The sequence below is a fragment of the Janthinobacterium sp. LM6 genome, from assembly GCF_002002885.1.
Classification (GTDB): Bacteria; Pseudomonadota; Gammaproteobacteria; order Burkholderiales; family Burkholderiaceae_D; genus Janthinobacterium; species Janthinobacterium kumbetense.
In genome coordinates this window covers 6,229,426-6,249,616 of sequence record NZ_CP019510.1, presented here as the reverse complement: position 1 = coordinate 6,249,616, position 20,191 = coordinate 6,229,426, and the positions used below count along the sequence as shown (strand labels likewise).

The window sequence follows — 20,191 nt, the reverse complement described above, 5'->3', positions numbered from 1 at the left end:
TGAGAAAGTACATGTTGCGTGTTGTTGATCGCAGTCATTACCCAAGTAACACCTCAATAAATACCAATACTTCTTCCAGATTCATGACGCTGCTGCCCAATCGGGAGCAACCGTCAGTACAAGTTATGCCTGATGACCATAGCAAGTTGGTCCCACCCCTTCCCATCCCGAACAGGACCGTGAAACAACTTTGCGCCGATGATAGTGCTGCAACCAGTGTGAAAGTAGGTTATCGTCAGGCTTGTTATTCGAAAAAACCCCTTCCGGTGATCCGGTTGGGGTTTTTTTACGTCCGCTGGTTTTACCTGGTGCGGGCTTTTTGTCGTGCGTACGGCGAAGTTGCGCGAAGTTATCGCTCGTGAGGACTTTTTACGGGGGTGAGTGTGCTGCAAAATGCCTATCTCGCCCGGTCCATGTTGCTAACTGCGGGCACCGTCATGTTCTCTTCATATTCACACTGTACGATGACTTGCATGGCTGCCGCCCTTGGGCGGTCAGTCCCTTTCATCCCATCAAGTAAATGTGTGCATCCATGTTGGCCAAGCTTAAACTCGTCAAAACTCTCAAAGGCATCGATAGTATCTTGATGCTGTCGGCCATGCTGATACTCTGGATCGGCAATTACAGCAACCTCGATCTCATGATCGCCGACAGCATGTTCGACGGGACGCGTGGGCAATTTGCCGGCACGGGCAGCGCGTTGGCGGGCAATTTCCAGCTCGGCATGATCTCGCTTGGCTCCGCCTTGATCTGCTTGGCCATCTGGGACACCTTGCATCCGCTGGCTCGGCTTGCTTCACGCCGCAGCGCCTTGCGCGTCGTGGCTCTGTCGGTCGTCTTGGTGCCGTTAAGCATTTATTTGCTCTCTTCCTTCAGCGATGTGCCCTGTCCCACGGATTTGCTGCGCTATGGCGGACTGGCGCCATACACGCGCCTGCTGGAAACATTGCCCGCCAATGCATCTGCCATGGTTTGCCTGCCCACCATGCAGACGAACACTGCCTGGTGGATGCTGGCCTTGCCATTGTTTTGCCTGCCCGGACGGCCGCGCACGGCGCTTCTGCTCGCTGGTGTCATGCTACTGTGCGGTTTGGTGGCAGGCTGGCAGCAACAGTTGCAAGGTACGCAATTTTTCACGCACACCTTGTGGTCTGCCTGGATCGCCTCTTTCCTGATATATCTGCTGCATAATCTGCTCCGGGCCGAGGACGCGTTGGCCTGAAACATAAAAGTACGTCACAATCTGCCTGTCTAGTTGTCGTTTCATACAAAAACAGGAGCACCATGAACGAGCAGATTGCGAGAGAAGTGGTATTGGTCCGTGCTATCGAGACGGCCGACCAGAAAAAAGAAGTCCTCAGCGAGGATGACCGCATGTATGCCAGCCGCAGCGCGCGTGAGCTTGCGCAGTGGCAAGCTTCGGGCAAACAGGCCGAAGTGACGGGTGACGATTTCCTGCAGCAGCGCTCCGAGTTGATCCTCAAGCGCATCACCGAACGCACGCCCGCCTTTGCCGCTTTCGCGAAATGCCGTAACGGCATGAAAACCCTGGCGCTGACCTTGCCCCTGCTGGCACTGCTGCTGGGCGCCGGGCTCGACCGCATCACGGATCCCCATCGTGTGGATCTGTTGTCGGCGCCCTTGCTGCTGATCATCGCGTGGAACGTGCTGGTCTACCTGGGCTTGCTGATCTGGCTATGCATCCCCTCGCATGCCCTCGGCTGGCCGAAGGCGGGACTGGTGCGCCACCTGAGCGTGGGCCGCCTGGCCTTGCCGCGCAAGTTGCCGCACGCCTTGTCCTCGGGTTTGCTCAGCTTCATGGGGGAATGGGCGCACCTGAGCTCCAAGCTGACGGCCGCGCGCCTGAGCCGTACCATCCACCTGAGCGCCGCCATGTTTGCCATCGGCGCCGTCGCCTCGTTGTATGCGCGCGGTTTCCTGTCGCAATACGCAGCAGGTTGGGAAAGCACCTTTTTGAGTGCCAGCCAGGTACACAGCCTGCTTTCAACCCTGTTTGCGCCGGCTATTGCCCTATTTCATTTGCAAGGCTTTTCGCTGGCGGAAATCGAAGCGCTGCGTTTCCCGCAAACGACCACCGTCGAAGGTGGCGCCCGTTGGGTGCATTTGTATGCGGCAACCATCTTTCTGCTGGTGGTCGTTCCCCGCCTGATCCTGGCATTGGTCAACAACTGGCGCGCCGCGCGCCTGACCAGGCACTTTCCGCTGGATCTCGATCAACCGTATTTCCGCAAGCTCAATGAAAGCATCGGCGTGGCCACGGGCGGCATGTTGCGCGTCTTGCCATACAGCTTTACTGTCGATGAGGCGCGCCACAAGGGCCTGGGGCAACTCGCCCTCATGTTGTTCGGTGAGCAAGGCCGCATGATGCTGCGTCCGTCGACGTCGTATGGCGAAGAGCCGCAGGACGTCCTGCGTGGCACGGACCTGAATGATCCGCAAGTCAATATCACGGCCGTGCTGTTCAACCTGACGGCGACGCCGGAAAAGGAAAATCATGGCGCCTTCCTCGATTACCTGGCGCAATCGTCAACACGCGGCATCGCCGTCCTGATCGACGAGTCCGGCTACCTGGAGCGTGCGGGCGAGCAGGCGGATAACGGCGCGCGCCTGGCGGAACGAGTCGCCTTGTGGCAACAATTCTGCCAGTTCCACAAAACCACGGCCACCCTGGTCAATTTGCTCAATCCTGCCTTGCACCCGCTCGATGCTGGTGTCGGGCTGAAAGTATCGGCAGCAGCATGAGTGTGAATGTGAATAAAGATGTGCAGGATGATGCGGTGCAGATTCAGTTCGCGCTGATTTCGCACACGAATAATGGCAAGACGACACTGGCGCGTACCCTGGTGGGCGTGGATGTCGGCGAAGTGCGCGACGCCGCCCACGTGACCGTGTTTGCGGAATCGCATACCTTGCTGGCGACGCCGCAGGGTGATGCCCTGCAATTGTGGGATACGCCAGGCTTTGGCGACTCCGTGCGCTTGCTCAAGCGCTTGGGGCAGTCGGGCAATCCCATCGGCTGGTTCCTGCGCGAAGTGCTGGACCGCTACCGCGACCGTCCGTTCTGGCTCAGCCAGCAAGCGTTGCGCACGGCCAAGGACTCCGCTGACGTGGTGCTGTATCTGGTCAACTCTTCCGAAAATCCCCGGGATGCAGGTTATTTGCCAGCGGAAATGAAAATCCTCGCCTGGCTGGATAAGCCCGTGGTGGTCTTGCTCAATCAGATGGGGCCGCCGCGTCCGGGCAATGAGGAGCTCGGCGAGCAGGCGCGCTGGCGCGAGCATTTGCAGCAGTATCCGATCGTGCGCGGCGTCCTGGCGCTCGATGCCTTTGCCCGCTGCTGGGTACATGAGCGCGTGTTTTACGAAGCCGTGGGTAAATTGTTGCCGCAGTCGCAGCAAGCTGGCTACGCGCGTTTGTTTGCTGTCTGGCAAGCGCAAAATACGGCGCGTTTTCAGCAGGCCATGCATTTGCTGGCCACGCAGCTGGTCATGGCAGCCCAGGATCGCGAAGCCATTGATCCGGCGTCCAAGGGCTTGCTGAAATCGGCCTTGCAGGTAGTGGGTATCGGTAAGAATGCAGAGCAGCAACGCCAGGAAAAGGCCATGGCCAGCCTGGTAGCGCGCCTCAATACGCACAGCGGCGAAACGACGCGTGAACTGTTGATCTTGCACAAACTCGATCCTACCGATGCGCATAAGATCAATAGCAGGATACGGGAAAATTTCGCCGTGCGCGCGCCGATCGACAAGGCGCAAGCGGGGTTGTTGGGCGCCATGATTTCCGGTGCGGCAACGGGACTGTCGGCCGACCTGATTTCCGGCGGCTTGACCTTGGGCACGGGGGCCTTGCTTGGCGGCGTGGTCGGTGCATTGACGTTTGCGGGCGCCGCCTGGGGTTTTAATTCCGGCACGGACCGCAACGAGCCCACCATGCAATTTACCGATGCTTTCCTGCGCACCCTGGTGGTGGCGGGCGTGCTGCGCTATCTGGCGGTGGCGCATTTTGGCCGTGGCCGCGGCAACTTTGTGGAAAGCGAAGCGCCGGCCTTCTGGCAGGATGAGGTCGAGCAGGCGGTAGCGCGCCATGACGCTGCTCTGGCCGAGGTGTGGAAAGACGTGCGCCGGGAAAAGTCGCCGGAGCAAGCCGCCGAGCGCGTGCTGCCCCTCCTGTCGTCCATCACCTCCGATACCCTGGCGCGCCTGTATCCAGATGTGGCGCGCCTGGTGTAGATACCTGGTGTAGATTATCAGGCGCGGGCTTGCAGCCATTGCTCCAGAAACTGCACGCAGGCCCTGACCTTGGCCGAGTTCGACAGCCGGGAGGTGGTCACCGCCCACACGTCGGCCGCCTGTTGATACGCGGGCAAAATGCGCAGCAGCTTGCCTTGCGCCAGGCTGCTTTCCACATCCCATGCCGAACGCAAGATGATGCCATGGCCATCCAGCGCCCATTGATGGACGATCTCGCCATTGTTGGCCGATAGCGGCCCGTCGACCTTCACCGTTTCCAATCCTTGCGGCCCCTGCAGTTTCCAGCGCCGCCCATCCTGGTCGCGTTCGCGAATGACGATGCAGTCATGCTCGCGCAGCTGCGCCAGGGTGTCCGGCGCTCCGCGTCGTGCCAGGTAGGCGGGCGCGGCGCACAGTACGCGTTGGTTGCTGGCAATACGGTGGGCGATCAGGTCCGGTTCATGGACCACGCCGATACGAATGTCGAGATCGAAACCTTCGCCCAGCAGGTCGACGGGCCGGTCGAGCAATTCCAGCTGTATTTTCAGGTCTGGATACTGCCGTGCCAGCTGGGATAGGGCAGGACCGAGCCGGTTGCGTCCGAAACCGGAACTGGAGCAGATGCGCAGCACGCCTTGCGGCTGCAGTTTTGACTGCGCTACCGCCTCACCCATTTGCTCGACATCTTCCAGGATGCGCTGCGCCCATTGCCGCACGATCTCGCCGTGATCGGTGACGCTGACCCGGCGTGTGGTCCGGTGCAACAGCCGTACTTGCAGTGCCGCTTCCAGCATGCCTATGCGCTTGCTGACGACGGCCTTGGAAATGCCCAGTTCCAAGGCCGTGCCGGCGAAGCTGGTTTTATGGGCGACCTGGCAAAACAGGCGTAAGTCTTCCAGCAGCGGTGTATGTTTCATTGATTGACCACGAAATGTGAATACTTGGGTTATGAGTTACCTGATTGTATTCTCATGCGGCGCCAGTATCATCAATGCATCCATCTAGCATCCATCTATAACCAGGAGAACCCCATGCCCGCACACCGAATCGCAGTCATCGCCGGCGACGGCATCGGCAATGAAGTCATGCCGGAAGGGCTGCGTGTCGTCGAGGCCGCCGCGCGCCGTTTCAATATCGACCTGCAGTTCACGACGATGGCATGGGCCAATTGCGATTATTACCTGGAACACGGGCAAATGATGCCCTCGGACTGGTTTGCCCAGCTCAAGGATTTCGATGCCATCTACTTTGGCGCTGTGGGCTGGCCGGACAAGGTACCCGACCACATCTCCTTATGGGGCTCGCTGCTGAAATTCCGCCGCGAATTCGACGAATACGTGAATCTGCGTCCCGTGCGCTTGATGCCTGGTGTGCCGTGCCCGCTGGCGAACAAGAAGCCAGGTGATATCGATTTTTATGTGGTGCGTGAAAATACGGAAGGAGAGTATTCATCCGTGGGTGGGCGCATGTTCGAGGGGACGGAACGCGAAACGGTGCTGCAGGAATCCGTTTTTACGCGCAAGGGTGTCGACCGTATCCTGAAGTATGCGTTTGAGCTGGCGCAAAGCCGGCCTAAAAAACACCTGACATCGGCCACGAAATCAAATGGCATCGCCATCAGCATGCCGTATTGGGATGAGCGGGTGGAAGCCATGGGCCCGAGCTTTCCCGATGTCCGCTGGGATAAATACCATATCGACATCCTGGCGGCCCGCTTTGTATTGAGCCCTGAACGCTTCGACGTGGTGGTCGCTTCGAATCTGTTTGGCGACATCCTGTCCGACCTGGGGCCCGCCTGCACGGGGACGATTGCCATCGCACCGTCGGCCAATATCAATCCGGAGCGGACTTTTCCTTCCGTTTTCGAGCCGGTGCACGGTTCCGCCCCCGATATCTATGGCCAGAATATCGCCAATCCGATCGGCATGATCTGGTCGGGCGCCATGATGCTGGACTTCCTCGGCAATGGCGATGCCAATTACACGGCGGCGCATGATGCGATTGTGCGGGCCATCGAGCAGGTGCTTGAGCATGGTCCGCGTACGCCAGACATGGGTGGCAGCGCCAGTACGACGGATGTCGGCATGGCGGTTGCCGAATTGCTGAAATAAAGCTTGCTGCCTGTGAGTGGCTTTGCTATAGTTCGCCTCCCCAATGAGACGCACTAGTTTGCGGCACAAAAGGGACAGCCTTCAGGGGCTGGGTAGTAAAAAGAAGGTGTTGACGGATTTAGCGAAATGCTTCATACTCTTCCTTCTTCGCAGCTGACAAACACAACGCTTTGTCGATAGCGCGAGAGTGGTAAATAAGCAGTACCGAATACAGTTCTTTAACAATTAACAGTCGATAAGTGTGGACATTTGATGTAAGTGCAGCAGCGATCTTCGGATTGCTGTAATACTTAAAATATATCAAATGTTCACAAGAAATAATGAAATAGGCGCTACGAAAGTAGTGGCCTGTCAGTTTTTTGAGTGAGCGACCCGTCGCAAGACGGTGCCGGTAAAACGGCAAAGTAACAGAGATTAAACTGAAGAGTTTGATCCTGGCTCAGATTGAACGCTGGCGGCATGCCTTACACATGCAAGTCGAACGGCAGCACGGAGCTTGCTCTGGTGGCGAGTGGCGAACGGGTGAGTAATATATCGGAACGTACCCTAGAGTGGGGGATAACGTAGCGAAAGTTACGCTAATACCGCATACGATCTACGGATGAAAGTGGGGGATCGCAAGACCTCATGCTCGTGGAGCGGCCGATATCTGATTAGCTAGTTGGTAGGGTAAAAGCCTACCAAGGCATCGATCAGTAGCTGGTCTGAGAGGACGACCAGCCACACTGGAACTGAGACACGGTCCAGACTCCTACGGGAGGCAGCAGTGGGGAATTTTGGACAATGGGCGAAAGCCTGATCCAGCAATGCCGCGTGAGTGAAGAAGGCCTTCGGGTTGTAAAGCTCTTTTGTCAGGGAAGAAACGGTGAGAGCTAATATCTCTTGCTAATGACGGTACCTGAAGAATAAGCACCGGCTAACTACGTGCCAGCAGCCGCGGTAATACGTAGGGTGCAAGCGTTAATCGGAATTACTGGGCGTAAAGCGTGCGCAGGCGGTTTTGTAAGTCTGATGTGAAATCCCCGGGCTCAACCTGGGAATTGCATTGGAGACTGCAAGGCTAGAATCTGGCAGAGGGGGGTAGAATTCCACGTGTAGCAGTGAAATGCGTAGATATGTGGAGGAACACCGATGGCGAAGGCAGCCCCCTGGGTCAAGATTGACGCTCATGCACGAAAGCGTGGGGAGCAAACAGGATTAGATACCCTGGTAGTCCACGCCCTAAACGATGTCTACTAGTTGTCGGGTCTTAATTGACTTGGTAACGCAGCTAACGCGTGAAGTAGACCGCCTGGGGAGTACGGTCGCAAGATTAAAACTCAAAGGAATTGACGGGGACCCGCACAAGCGGTGGATGATGTGGATTAATTCGATGCAACGCGAAAAACCTTACCTACCCTTGACATGGCTGGAATCCCCGAGAGATTGGGGAGTGCTCGAAAGAGAACCAGTACACAGGTGCTGCATGGCTGTCGTCAGCTCGTGTCGTGAGATGTTGGGTTAAGTCCCGCAACGAGCGCAACCCTTGTCATTAGTTGCTACGAAAGGGCACTCTAATGAGACTGCCGGTGACAAACCGGAGGAAGGTGGGGATGACGTCAAGTCCTCATGGCCCTTATGGGTAGGGCTTCACACGTCATACAATGGTACATACAGAGCGCCGCCAACCCGCGAGGGGGAGCTAATCGCAGAAAGTGTATCGTAGTCCGGATTGTAGTCTGCAACTCGACTGCATGAAGTTGGAATCGCTAGTAATCGCGGATCAGCATGTCGCGGTGAATACGTTCCCGGGTCTTGTACACACCGCCCGTCACACCATGGGAGCGGGTTTTACCAGAAGTAGGTAGCTTAACCGCAAGGAGGGCGCTTACCACGGTAGGATTCGTGACTGGGGTGAAGTCGTAACAAGGTAGCCGTATCGGAAGGTGCGGCTGGATCACCTCCTTTCTAGAGTTTGCACGAATCAGTAATGATTCACGCATCAAATGTTCACACTTATCGGCTGTTTAATTAAGAAGAAACAGTAGTCGTAGTAGTTCCGCGTTGGGGCTGTAGCTCAGCTGGTTAGAGCACCGTGTTGATAACGCGGGGGTCGTTGGTTCGAGTCCAACCAGCCCTACCAGCTAATTAGTAAAATCTCAGGGGGATTAGCTCAGCTGGGAGAGCACCTGCTTTGCAAGCAGGGGGTCGTCGGTTCGATCCCGTCATCCTCCACCAAAGTTTTACTCGAAAGTACAAACGTAAGTTAATCACAGTGGTGATTAAATTTAGGTTTGATCTTTTAGCGATCAAAGCTGTTTCGTTCTTTAACAATCTGGAAGAAGTAAAGATTATTTATTGATCGGTTTGCCGTAAAAAGCGAATCGATGGGTAATGATTGTATGTATCAACAAACAAGCAACAACGTTGTACTTTCTTATCCCTGTAGCGCTCTTTGATTATTTAGGTAATCAGAGGCTAACGTTATAGGGACAAGCGAATAAGTGCACATGGTGGATGCCTTGGCGATTACAGGCGATGAAGGACGTAGTAGCTTGCGATAAGCTGCGGGGAGTGAGCAAACACACTTTGATCCGCAGATTTCCGAATGGGGCAACCCACCCTTTTAGGGTATTGCATACTGAATACATAGGTATGCAAGGCGAACGCGGCGAACTGAAACATCTAAGTAGCTGCAGGAAAAGAAATCAACCGAGATTCCCAAAGTAGCGGCGAGCGAAATGGGAAGAGCCTGTACGTGATAGTCGGACCGATAACAGAATCCTCTGGAAATAGGAGCCATAGTGGGTGATAGCCCCGTATGTGAAATCGGACCGGTGATACTAAGCGTACGACAAGTAGGGCGGGACACGTGACATCCTGTCTGAATATGGGGGGACCATCCTCCAAGGCTAAATACTCGTAATCGACCGATAGTGAACCAGTACCGTGAGGGAAAGGCGAAAAGAACCCCGGAAGGGGAGTGAAATAGATCCTGAAACCGTGTGCATACAAACAGTAGGAGCGGACTTGTTCCGTGACTGCGTACCTTTTGTATAATGGGTCAGCGACTTACATTCAGTGGCAAGGTTAACCGCATAGGGAAGCCGTAGAGAAATCGAGTCCGAATAGGGCGATCAGTCGCTGGGTGTAGACCCGAAACCAAGTGATCTACTCATGGCCAGGATGAAGGTGCGGTAACACGCCCTGGAGGTCCGAACCCACTAATGTTGAAAAATTAGGGGATGAGCTGTGGGTAGGGGTGAAAGGCTAAACAAACTTGGAAATAGCTGGTTCTCTCCGAAAACTATTTAGGTAGTGCCTCAAGTATCACCATCGGGGGTAGAGCACTGTTATGGCTAGGGGGTCATTGCGACTTACCAAACCATTGCAAACTCCGAATACCGATGAGTGCGAGCTTGGGAGACAGACGTCGGGTGCTAACGTCCGGCGTCAAGAGGGAAACAACCCAGACCGCCAGCTAAGGTCCCAAAGATTGGCTAAGTGGAAAACGAAGTGGGAAGGCTAAAACAGTCAGGATGTTGGCTTAGAAGCAGCCATCATTTAAAGAAAGCGTAATAGCTCACTGATCGAGTCGTCCTGCGCGGAAGATGTAACGGGGCTAAGCCAGTCACCGAAGCTGCGGATATTGTTCTGTGATTTATCACAGATATATATGGTAGGAGAGCGTTCTGTAAGCCTGCGAAGGTGTCTTGTAAAGGATGCTGGAGGTATCAGAAGTGCGAATGCTGACATGAGTAGCGATAATGGGGGTGAAAAGCCTCCACGCCGTAAGCCCAAGGTTTCCTGTTCAACGTTCATCGGAGCAGGGTGAGTCGGCCCCTAAGGCGAGGCAGAGATGCGTAGCTGATGGGAAGCAGGTTAATATTCCTGCACCGTCGTATGATGCGATGGGGGGACGGATCGCGGAAGGTTGTCCAACTGTTGGAATAGTTGGTTTTTGGCTCATAGAAGGTACTTAGGCAAATCCGGGTACGGAATTCAAGGGGTTGAGACGAGTGAACTTGTTCACGAAGCAATCGGAAGTGGTTCCAAGAAAAGCCTCTAAGCTTCAGTCATACGAGACCGTACCGCAAACCGACACAGGTGGGCGAGATGAGTATTCTAAGGCGCTTGAGAGAACTCGGGAGAAGGAACTCGGCAAATTGGTACCGTAACTTCGGGAAAAGGTACGCCCCGGTAGCTTGAATGGTTTACTCCATGAGGGTGAAAGGGTTGCAATAAACTGGTGGCTGCGACTGTTTAATAAAAACACAGCACTCTGCAAACACGAAAGTGGACGTATAGGGTGTGACGCCTGCCCGGTGCTGGAAGATTAAATGATGGGGTGCAAGCTCTTGATTGAAGTCCCAGTAAACGGCGGCCGTAACTATAACGGTCCTAAGGTAGCGAAATTCCTTGTCGGGTAAGTTCCGACCTGCACGAATGGCGTAACGATGGCCACACTGTCTCCTCCCGAGACTCAGCGAAGTTGAAATGTTTGTGATGATGCAATCTACCCGCGGCTAGACGGAAAGACCCCATGAACCTTTACTGTAGCTTTGCATTGGACTTTGAACCAATCTGTGTAGGATAGGTGGGAGGCTTTGAAGCGGGGACGCTAGTTCTCGTGGAGCCAACCTTGAAATACCACCCTGGTTTGTTTGAGGTTCTAACCTTGGTCCGTTATCCGGATCGGGGACAGTGCATGGTAGGCAGTTTGACTGGGGCGGTCTCCTCCTAAAGTGTAACGGAGGAGTTCGAAGGTACGCTAGATACGGTCGGACATCGTGTTGATAGTGCAATGGCATAAGCGTGCTTAACTGCGAGACTGACAAGTCGAGCAGGTACGAAAGTAGGACATAGTGATCCGGTGGTTCTGTATGGAAGGGCCATCGCTCAACGGATAAAAGGTACTCTGGGGATAACAGGCTGATTCCTCCCAAGAGTTCATATCGACGGGGGAGTTTGGCACCTCGATGTCGGCTCATCACATCCTGGGGCTGTAGCCGGTCCCAAGGGTATGGCTGTTCGCCATTTAAAGTGGTACGTGAGCTGGGTTTAAAACGTCGTGAGACAGTTTGGTCCCTATCTGCCGTGGGCGTTGGAAATTTGAAGGGGGCTGCTCCTAGTACGAGAGGACCGGAGTGGACGAACCTCTGGTGTACCGGTTGTCACGCCAGTGGCATTGCCGGGTAGCTAAGTTCGGAAGAGATAACCGCTGAAAGCATCTAAGCGGGAAACTTGCCTTGAGATGAGATTTCCCAGAGCCTTGAGCTCTTTGAAGGGTCGTTCGAGACCAGGACGTTGATAGGCTGGGTGTGGAAGTGCAGTAATGCATTAAGCTAACCAGTACTAATTGCCCGTACGGCTTGTCCCTATAACCTTAGCAGGTACAGAGGATGAGAAAGTACATGTTGCGTGAATGTTGATCGCAATCATTACCCAAGTAATACCTCAATACATAATCCTACTTCTTCCAGATTCATGACGCTGCTGCCCAATCGGGAGCAACCGTCAGTACAAGTTATGCCTGATGACCATAGCAAGTTGGTCCCACCCCTTCCCATCCCGAACAGGACCGTGAAACAACTTTGCGCCGATGATAGTGCTGCAACCAGTGTGAAAGTAGGTTATCGTCAGGCTTGTTATTCGCAGTAGAAGAAAACCCGATCAGCAATGGTCGGGTTTTTTTTCGTCCGGCGGTTTTGTTTTGTCAACAGACAGGCGTAAAAAAAGGCACCGCTACGCGGTGCCTTGCTCATTTGTCATAACCATTAAAAATGGTAAGCGACTTTGACATTCATGTAATTGACGCCGCTATTCGGTTTCTTGTAGCCGCCGTTCGAGAAATGCTGAATCTTCGCAGCGACTTCCCATTTGTTATTGAAGATATAGCCAACGCCGATATGGTCGCCGAACTGGAAGTGCGTCGACAGGCGGTTATCGTCGTTATCGTACAGCTTGGACAGCATGTGTACGCCAATGCCGCCTTCCGCATAGAAGCCCAGCTTGTTCGTGTTTTCAAAGCGGAACACCGGGGTAAAGCCCAGGTCCCACAGTTTTTGATGCTGGCCGGGGACATTGCGATAGCTCTTGCCATCCCAGCCGCCGATGCTGGCATCCCAGTAACCGCTCAGCTGTGTGCCATTCGATACAAACCAGGCTTTATCCCAGTTCGAGGTCACGCCGGCGCGTACCATTTGTACCTTCACGCCTTTGGCATATTCGCCGTAGACGGAGTCGATCAGTTTGTCGTCGGCGGCAAAGCCGGCGTTGGCTGCCATCAGCGCGGCAACAGCGGCGATGGATTTGAGGATATTCTTCTTGAAGGACATAGAGGCTTTCATCGTAAAATTGGCCGTAAGGCTCGTCTTGTTTGCGCAGACACCCAGTTTTGCACAGTGTTCCCGCCACCCGTTTGATTTCAGAGGTTCAATTGACATTCTCTACAAAAATCGCATTTCTCGGTATCGGTCTGATGGGGGATCCGATGATCCGGTGCCTGCTGCGCGCTGGATATTCTGTCACAATTTGGAATCGCACGCACAGCAAGGCCCAAGTCCTGCGTGAGGCAGGGGCGCAGCCCGCCGTTTCCGTGGCCGAGGCTGTCAATGACGCGGACGTGGTCATTTCGATGCTGGAAGCCGGTCCCATCGTGGCGCAGGTGCTGCAAGAGGCGCTGCCAGCCTTACATGCAGGGGCGCTCTGGGTTGATATGAGTTCCACCAAGCAAGCAGAAGCGCAGCAATTTCATGCCACCTTGCAGGCGGCAGGCCATGCCTTCATCGATGCACCTGTGTCGGGTGGAGTCGGCGGGGCACAGGCGGGCACCCTGGCCATCATGGCCGGCGCCAGCGCCAGCGATTACGCGCGGGTTGACGTGATTCTGTCGGCCATGGGGCGCCCGACCCTGGTGGGGGCGCCAGGCAGCGGCCAGGTCGCCAAGCTGTGCAATCAGCTGATCGTCGGCGCCACCCTGAATATCATGGCGGAAGCGTTATTGTTGGCGCAGGCGGCCGGTGCCGATGCGGCCGCCGTGCGGGCAGCGATACGCGGCGGTTTTGCCGAGAGCAAGATTCTGGAGGTGCATGGCCAGCGCATGCTGGAGCGCAATTTTGTTGCCGGTGGACAGGTGAAAAGCCAGATCAAGGATATGCACAACATCCTCGCGGCTGCCGAGGCGGCGCACGTCACCTTGCCGGTGACGCAATTGGTGACGCAGCGCTATGAAACCCTTGCCGCCAGCCACCCGACGGCAGACCACGCGGCTGCCTTGCTGGCTCTGGAAGCGTTGAATCCGGGCCTGCGCCTGGGCACCGGTCCGGATAAGCTGAGCTGATTTACGTGACGGGCAGGCTCGCTTCTGCCAGCTTGACCCAGAAACTGGCGCCGATGGGCAGCAGATTGTCATTGAAGTCGTAGCTGCCATTGTGCAAGACGCACGGACCCAGGCCGTGGCCGCCATCGCGGTGCTCGCCATCGCCATTGCCGATGAAGATATAGCAGCCGGCTTTTTCCTGCAGGAAAAATGCGAAATCTTCCGCGCCCATGGTCGGTTCGACATTCGCGTTGACCTTGTCGGTGCCCACCACGCTTTTCATCACTTCCACGGCAAATGCCGTTTCCTTCGCGTGGTTGACCAGCGGCGGATAGTTGCGCTTGAAGTGGAACTCGACTTCGGCGCCAAAGGCGGCGGCCGTGTGCACGGCGATGTCGCGCATGCGCTCTTCGATCAGGTCCAGCACGGGCGTGGTGAAGGTGCGCACGGTGCCGACCAGGCTGGCGTCGTCGGGAATCACATTGGTGGCGCTGCCCGCATGGATTTGCGTGATCGACAGCACGGCCGTGTCGAGCGGGCTCTTGTTGCGCGTGATGACGGTTTGCCAGCTTTGCGCGATTTGCACGGCCACCATCACAGGGTCGATGCCCTTGTGCGGCTGGGCCGCGTGTGCGCCCTTGCCTTTGACGGTGACGTGGAATTCATTGCTGGACGCCATCATTGGCCCTTCCACCACGCTCAGGGTACCCGCTTCCGCGCCTGGCCAGTTGTGCATGCCGTAGATGGCATCCATGGGAAACTTTTTAAACAAGCCGTCTGCTATCATTTCGCGCGCGCCGGCGCCGCCTTCTTCCGCCGGCTGGAAGACGAGGTAGACCGTGCCATCGAAGTTGCGGTGTTGCGCCAGGTAATGGGCGGCGCCGAGCAGCATGGCCGTGTGGCCGTCGTGGCCGCAGGCGTGCATCTTGCCCGGATGACGTGAAGCATGCTCGAAGGTATTCATTTCCTGCATCGGCAAGGCATCCATATCGGCACGCAAGCCGATGGCGCGCTTGGACGTGCCATGCTGGATGATGCCGACCACGCCAGTGCGGCCCAGGCCGCGTACCACGGGAATGCCCCATTCCGTCAGTTTGGCGGCGACCACGTCCGAAGTGCGCTGTTCTTCGTAGCACAGCTCGGGATGCGCGTGCAGGTCGCGACGGATACCTTGCAGCTCGGATTGAAACGCCAAGATCGGATCAACTAGTTTCATGGGACTCTCCTGTGGATGCTGGCGCGCAGCAATGTATGGCGCGCCGGACCGCGCTTGTTTGATCAAAAACAGGCGCGGCTAATAGTGCATTGTAGCCCTTGTTTGCCGGGTAAATCCAGCGCACGGACGTGCTTGCCACGGCGCCAACAGCAAGCGCGCGGAATGGTTTACAGTATCGCCTTCCCCCAACGTTTTTGGATTGCCCCATGACCACCACCCAAGTGCGCGCCGCCTGCCCGCTCGACTGCCCCGATACCTGCGCCTTGCTGGTCACCGTGACCGACGGGGTGGCAACAGCCGTCAAGGGCGATCCCGACCACCCGACCACGGCTGGCGTGCTGTGTACCAAGGTGACGCGCTTTACGGAGCGCACCTACCATGCGGACCGCTTGCTGACACCGCTGCGCCGCGTGGGCAAGAAGGGGGAAGGCAAGTTCGAGCCCATCAGCTGGGAGGAAGCATTACAAACCATCGCCGCCCGCTTGAAACCGATCGCGGCGCGCGATCCGCAGGCGATCTTGCCGTACAGCTACTGCGGCACCATGGGCCTGGTGCAGGGCGAGTCGATGTCGTCGCGCTTTTTCAACCAATTGGGCGCTTCCTTGCTGGACCGCACCATTTGCGCCTCGGCCGGCGCCACGGGCTACCGCTACACGGTGGGCGCCAGCATCGGCACGGACCTGGAGCAGTTCCAGAACGCCAAGTTGATCATCATCTGGGGCGGCAACCCGATCGCCTCGAATTTGCACTTCTGGATGCGCGCGCAAGAGGCCAAGCGCAATGGCGCTACCCTGATCGCCATCGACCCCTATCGTTCGCTGACGGCCGAAAAATGCCACCAGCATATCGCCTTGCTGCCGGGCACCGACGCCGCCCTGGCGCTGGGTTTGATGCATGTCTTGATTGTGGAAGATATGCTCGATCATGATTACATCGAGCGCTACACTATTGGTTACGAGGCCTTGAAACAACGGGCCCTGGAATGGCCGCCCGAGCGCGTGGCCGAGGTGTGCGGCATCACGGCCACGGAAGTGGTTGACTTGGCGTGCCTGTACGGCCAGGCATGCCGCTCCGGCGAGGGCGCCGCCATCCGGGCCAATTACGGTGTGCAGCGCGTGCATGGCGGCGGCATGGCCGTGCGCAACATCGCCTGCCTGCCGGCCCTGACGGGCGCCTGGCGCCATCCGGCTGGCGGCATGCAGCTGTCGAGTTCGGGTTCCTTCCCCATCAACCGCAAGGCCCTGCAGCGTCCCGATTTGCTCAAAGGCACGCCGCGCACCATCAATATGAGCACCATCGGCGACGATTTATTGAAAGAAAGTTCCGCCGATTTCGGCCCGCAAGTCGAGGCCGTGATCGTCTACAACTCGAATCCCCTGGCGGTGGCGCCCGATTCCTCGAAAGTGGCGCAGGGCTTTGCCCGCGAAGACTTGTTTACGGTCGTGCTCGAACACTTCCAGACCGATACCGTCGACTACGCCGACATCGTGCTGCCCGCCACCACGCAGCTGGAACACGTCGATACGCATGCCACCTATGGCCACCTGTACATGATGGCGAACAATGCGGCTGTGGCGCCGCTGGGCGAAGCGAAGGCGAATACGGAAATCTTCCGCCTGCTGGCCCAATACATGGGTTTTGATGATCCATGCTTCCAGGAAAGCGACGATGCGCTGGCGGCCAAGGCGTTCGACAACACGGATGCGCGCGCCGTGCATTTTGACTGGGAATCGCTGAAACGCACGGGCTGGCAAAAGCTGGCCATGGCCGAGGCGCCATTTGCCGAGGGTGGTTTCCCTACGCCATCGGGCAAGTGCGAGTTGTATTCGGAAGCCATGGCGCAGGCGGGACTCGATCCCTTGCCGGCGTATATCGCACCGCACGAGTCGCAAGCCAGTAATCCCGCGCTGGCGGCCCGCTATCCGCTGGCCATGATTTCCCCGCCGGCGCGCAATTTCCTCAATTCCACCTTTGTGAACGTGAAAAGCCTGCGCGCGGCCGAAGGCGAGCCGCACCTCGATATCCATCCCGACGATGGCGCCGCGCGCGGCATCGTGGCCGGCGACATGGTGCGCATCTTTAATGACCGCGGCAGCTTTGTGGCCAAGGCCAGGGTCACGGACAAGGCGAGAAAAGGCCTGGTGGTGGGCTTGTCCGTGTGGTGGAAGAAACTCGCCAGCGATGGCAAGAACGCCAACGAAGTGACCAGCCAGCGCCTGACGGACATGGGCCGTGCGCCGACCTTCTACGATACGCTGGTCGAAGTGGAAAAGGCTGCCTGACCATGGCGCGCTGGCCGGCCCGCTTGCTTGTCAGCACGGCGTGCCTGCTGCTGGGCGGCTGCACGCAATTGCGCTACTACACGCAAGCGGCGCAGGGGCAATATGCCCTGTGGTCCGGCGCGCGCCCTATCGGCGAGTGGCTCGATGACCCGGCCACCGAGCCGCGCCTGAAAGTGCGTTTGGCCAAGGCGCAGCAAATCCGCCGCTTTGCCGTCAGCGAGCTGGACTTGCCCGACAATGGCAGCTACAAGAACTATGCGGCGCTGCGGCGCCCGTTCGTGCTGTGGAACGTGGTGGCCACGCCGGAATTGTCGCTGCAGCCGCTGCAATGGTGTTTTCCCATCGCCGGCTGCGTCAATTACCGCGGCTACTACAGCAAGGAGGAGGCGCTCGCGTATGCCGACGAGTTACGCGCCCAGCATTACGACGTGCAAGTGGGCGGCGTGCCCGCGTATTCCACTCTGGGCTGGTTCGACGACCCGTTGCTGTCGACCTTTATCAATTACAACGATGCGGAACTGGCGCGCCTGATCTTCCATGAACTGGCGCACCAGGTGGTGTACGTGCCTGGCGATTCGGCCTTCAACGAGTCGTTTGCCAGTGCCGTGGAAGAGGCTGGCGTGCAGCGCTGGCTGGCGCGCGAGGGCAACGATAGCATGCGCGCGGCGTACGCCCAGTATGCGGCGCGGCGCCAGGATTTCCTGGCCTTGCTATTGAAATACCGGGGCGAACTGGAGTCCGTGTATGCGAGCGACGCCAGTGACGCGGAGAAGCGCGCGCGCAAGGCGCAGGTATTTGCGGCATTGCAAGATGCCTACCAGGTACTGAAGAAAAACTGGGGTGGTTTTGCCGGTTACGACCGCTGGTTCGAGCAGCCATTGAGCAATGCGCACCTGGCTTCCGTGTCTACCTACAATGAATTTTTGCCTGCCTTCAAAAAATTGCTGGAAGAAAAAAAGAACTTTCGTGCTTTTTATGCTGCAGTGCACACAATGGCCCAGATCAAGAAGCCTGAGCGCAGGCAGGCGCTGGAGCAATTGTCCAGCCCGTGACCCGTAAAGATTGTCCCGGACGTCAAGGCGAACGATCCTGCAACAGCGTATTTATCATGTTGCAGTGCAGCACAAAATACCCCTAGAGTTGCCGCTCGAATACTGTTGAAAGCGCTTGCATGGAAGCCCGGCGCCCGATAGCATCGCATTAGTAGCATAGAGCAATTGCTCGTCAGAATGCTCAAACTGACTGCAGGACGACAGAATCCGCAGCAATGATCCGCGCCGGCAGGGTGCGCCGGCTCCCCCACGATTATTCGAGACAAGAGGCACAGGATGGAAAAAATTTGGCTGAAGTCGTATCCTCCCGGCGTCCCCGCCGACATCGATCCTGATCAATATCGTTCGCTGGTGCATTTGCTGGAAGAAGCGTTTCAAAAATATGCGGACCGCAATGCCTATGTCTGCATGGACAAATTTCTCACCTATGCCGAACTCGACACTTATTCGCGCCAGCTCGGTGCCTGGCTGCAAAGCCGCGGCCTGAAGAAGGGGGCGCGTGTCGCCCTGATGATGCCGAACGTGCTGCAGTATCCGGTGGCCATCGCCGCCGTCCTGCGCGCCGGCTACACGGTGGTCAACGTCAATCCCTTGTATACGCCGCGCGAACTCGAGCATCAGCTCAATGATTCGGGCAGCGAAGCCATCATCGTGCTGGAAAACTTCGCCCATACCCTGGAGCAAGTGCTGGGCAAGACGGCCGTCAAGCATGTCGTCGTCGCCAGCATGGGCGAGATGCTCGGTGGCTTGAAGGGCATGATCGTCAATTTTGTCGTGCGCAACGTCAAGAAGATGGTGCCCGCGTATTCCTTGCCGAACGCCATGCGTTTCAAGCAGGCGCTGGCGCTGGGCAGCCGCATGAAACTCACGCCCGTCGAGCTGGGCATCAATGACCCTGCCTTCCTGCAATACACGGGCGGCACGACGGGCGTGTCGAAAGGCGCGACCTTGAGCCACCGCAATGTGATTGCCAATGTGCTGCAAAGCGAAGCGTGGTCGGGCGCGGCGCTCGACCAGAACAGCAAGGAACAGATGATCATCGTCTGCGCCTTGCCGCTGTACCATATCTTTGCGCTGACGGCGTGCGCGATGTGGGGCACGCGCGTGGGCGCGCTGAATATCCTGATCCCGAATCCGCGCGATATACCGGGCCTGATCAAGGAGCTGGGCAAGTACAAATTCAACCTGCTGCCAGCGGTCAATACCCTGTATAACGCGCTGGTGAATCACCCCGATTTCGCCAAGCTCGACTTCTCGGGCCTGAAGATCGCCAATGGCGGCGGCATGGCGGTGCAGCAAGCCGTCAACGACAAGTGGCTGCAAGTGACGGGCGTGTCCATCATCGAAGGCTATGGCTTGTCGGAAACGTCGCCTGTCGCCACCTGCAACCGCGCCGACAGTACGGCGTTTTCCGGCACCATCGGCTTGCCGATTCCGTCGACCGAGATCGCCATCCTCGACGACGACGGCAAGGAAGTGCCGCTGGGCCAGACGGGCGAAATCGCCATCCGCGGCCCGCAAGTGATGAGCGGCTACTGGAACCGTCCCGACGAGACGGCCAAGGTCATGACCCCCGATGGCTACTTCAAGTCGGGCGACGTGGGCATCATGGACGAGCGCGGCTACGTGAAGATCGTGGACCGCAAGAAAGACATGATTCTCGTCTCCGGCTTCAATGTGTATCCGAACGAAGTCGAAGCCGTCATCGCGGCCCATCCTGGCGTGCTCGAATGCGCCTGCGTGGGCGTGCCTGACGAACACTCGGGCGAAGCTGTGAAAGTGTTTGTCGTGCGCAAGGATCCGAACCTGACCCAGGCAGTGCTGGCCGCGTACTGCAAGGAACAATTCACGGGTTACAAGCGGCCGAAATACATCGAGTTCCGCGATGAACTGCCGAAGACCAACGTCGGCAAGATTTTGCGTCGCGCCCTGCGTGACGAAACAAAGATAGCAGCATAAACAGTGTGGGATGCGCCAGGA

General features: G+C 57.2%; 11 protein-coding genes, 2 tRNA genes and 4 rRNA genes. 14 read left to right on the top strand and 3 right to left on the bottom strand.

Features of this window, described 5'->3' with window-relative positions; genetic code table 11:
* Positions 1-128: 128 nt before the first annotated feature.
* From rrf (BZG29_RS27450) to BZG29_RS27435, 4 genes are all read left to right on the top strand, one after another.
* Positions 129-241, top strand: a 5S ribosomal RNA gene (gene rrf / locus BZG29_RS27450).
* 291 nt (positions 242-532) lie between these two features.
* The gene (locus tag BZG29_RS27445) at positions 533-1,222 is read left to right on the top strand and encodes an acid phosphatase (RefSeq protein WP_150131070.1); all 690 of its coding nucleotides are present in this window, start codon (positions 533-535) and stop codon (positions 1,220-1,222) included.
* Positions 1,223-1,284: 62 nt separating this feature from the next.
* Positions 1,285-2,763: a DUF2868 domain-containing protein gene (locus BZG29_RS27440; protein WP_077408868.1), complete on the top strand. Its 1,479-nt coding sequence runs from the start codon at positions 1,285-1,287 to the stop codon at positions 2,761-2,763.
* Entirely contained in the window at positions 2,760-4,250 is a 1,491-nt protein-coding gene (locus BZG29_RS27435; protein WP_077408867.1) for a DUF3482 domain-containing protein, read from the top strand. Before BZG29_RS27440 ends, BZG29_RS27435 begins: the two co-directional genes overlap by 4 nt.
* Positions 4,251-4,267: 17 nt before the next feature.
* Here the strand turns inward: BZG29_RS27435 and BZG29_RS27430 are convergent, their stop codons facing one another.
* Positions 4,268-5,167 carry a LysR family transcriptional regulator gene (locus BZG29_RS27430; RefSeq protein WP_077408866.1) on the bottom strand — a complete coding sequence of 300 codons (900 nt, stop codon included), beginning with the start codon at positions 5,165-5,167 and terminating at the stop codon, positions 4,268-4,270.
* A 114-nt stretch (positions 5,168-5,281) separates the two neighbouring features.
* Between BZG29_RS27430 and BZG29_RS27425 the strand changes: the two genes are divergently transcribed.
* The 6 genes from BZG29_RS27425 (at position 5,282) to rrf (BZG29_RS27400) (ending at position 11,985) form a co-directional block, all read left to right on the top strand.
* A complete protein-coding gene (locus BZG29_RS27425) occupies positions 5,282-6,361 on the top strand; it encodes a tartrate dehydrogenase (RefSeq protein ID WP_077408865.1) in 1,080 nt (359 codons plus the stop codon).
* A gap of 416 nt (positions 6,362-6,777) precedes the next feature.
* Positions 6,778-8,308: ribosomal RNA gene (locus BZG29_RS27420) — 16S ribosomal RNA — on the top strand.
* A 98-nt stretch (positions 8,309-8,406) separates the two neighbouring features.
* A tRNA-Ile gene (locus BZG29_RS27415) sits at positions 8,407-8,483 on the top strand.
* A 19-nt stretch (positions 8,484-8,502) separates the two neighbouring features.
* Positions 8,503-8,578, top strand: a tRNA-Ala gene (locus BZG29_RS27410).
* A gap of 252 nt (positions 8,579-8,830) precedes the next feature.
* Positions 8,831-11,720 (top strand): 23S ribosomal RNA (locus BZG29_RS27405).
* A gap of 152 nt (positions 11,721-11,872) precedes the next feature.
* Positions 11,873-11,985: ribosomal RNA gene (gene rrf / locus BZG29_RS27400) — 5S ribosomal RNA — on the top strand.
* The 16S, 23S and 5S rRNA genes sit together here with 2 tRNA genes alongside, the layout of an rRNA operon.
* A 132-nt stretch (positions 11,986-12,117) precedes the next feature.
* Here rrf (BZG29_RS27400) and BZG29_RS27395 read toward each other — a convergent pair.
* Complete coding sequence (locus tag BZG29_RS27395) at positions 12,118-12,678, bottom strand: acyloxyacyl hydrolase (RefSeq protein ID WP_077408864.1); 561 nt, start codon at positions 12,676-12,678, stop codon at positions 12,118-12,120.
* A gap of 155 nt (positions 12,679-12,833) precedes the next feature.
* On the opposite strand from BZG29_RS27395, the gene BZG29_RS27390 reads away from it, so the two are divergent.
* Positions 12,834-13,682, top strand: coding sequence for an NAD(P)-dependent oxidoreductase (locus BZG29_RS27390; protein ID WP_253192730.1), 849 nt, complete (start codon positions 12,834-12,836; stop codon positions 13,680-13,682).
* Position 13,683: 1 nt separating this feature from the next.
* Here BZG29_RS27390 and BZG29_RS27385 read toward each other — a convergent pair whose 3' ends face one another.
* Entirely contained in the window at positions 13,684-14,877 is a 1,194-nt protein-coding gene (locus tag BZG29_RS27385; RefSeq protein WP_077408862.1) for a M20 aminoacylase family protein, read from the bottom strand.
* A 206-nt stretch (positions 14,878-15,083) separates the two neighbouring features.
* Between BZG29_RS27385 and BZG29_RS27380 the strand changes: the two genes are divergently transcribed.
* The 3 genes from BZG29_RS27380 to BZG29_RS27370 all read left to right on the top strand — a co-directional run bounded on the left by BZG29_RS27380 (position 15,084) and on the right by BZG29_RS27370 (position 20,170).
* Positions 15,084-17,159: a molybdopterin oxidoreductase family protein gene (locus BZG29_RS27380; RefSeq protein ID WP_077408861.1), complete on the top strand. Its 2,076-nt coding sequence runs from the start codon at positions 15,084-15,086 to the stop codon at positions 17,157-17,159.
* A 2-nt stretch (positions 17,160-17,161) separates the two neighbouring features.
* The gene (locus BZG29_RS27375; protein WP_077408860.1) at positions 17,162-18,211 is read left to right on the top strand and encodes an aminopeptidase; all 1,050 of its coding nucleotides are present in this window, start codon (positions 17,162-17,164) and stop codon (positions 18,209-18,211) included.
* A gap of 276 nt (positions 18,212-18,487) precedes the next feature.
* The gene (locus BZG29_RS27370) at positions 18,488-20,170 is read left to right on the top strand and encodes a long-chain fatty acid--CoA ligase (protein ID WP_077408859.1); all 1,683 of its coding nucleotides are present in this window, start codon (positions 18,488-18,490) and stop codon (positions 20,168-20,170) included.
* The last annotated feature ends 21 nt before the right edge of the window (positions 20,171-20,191 follow it).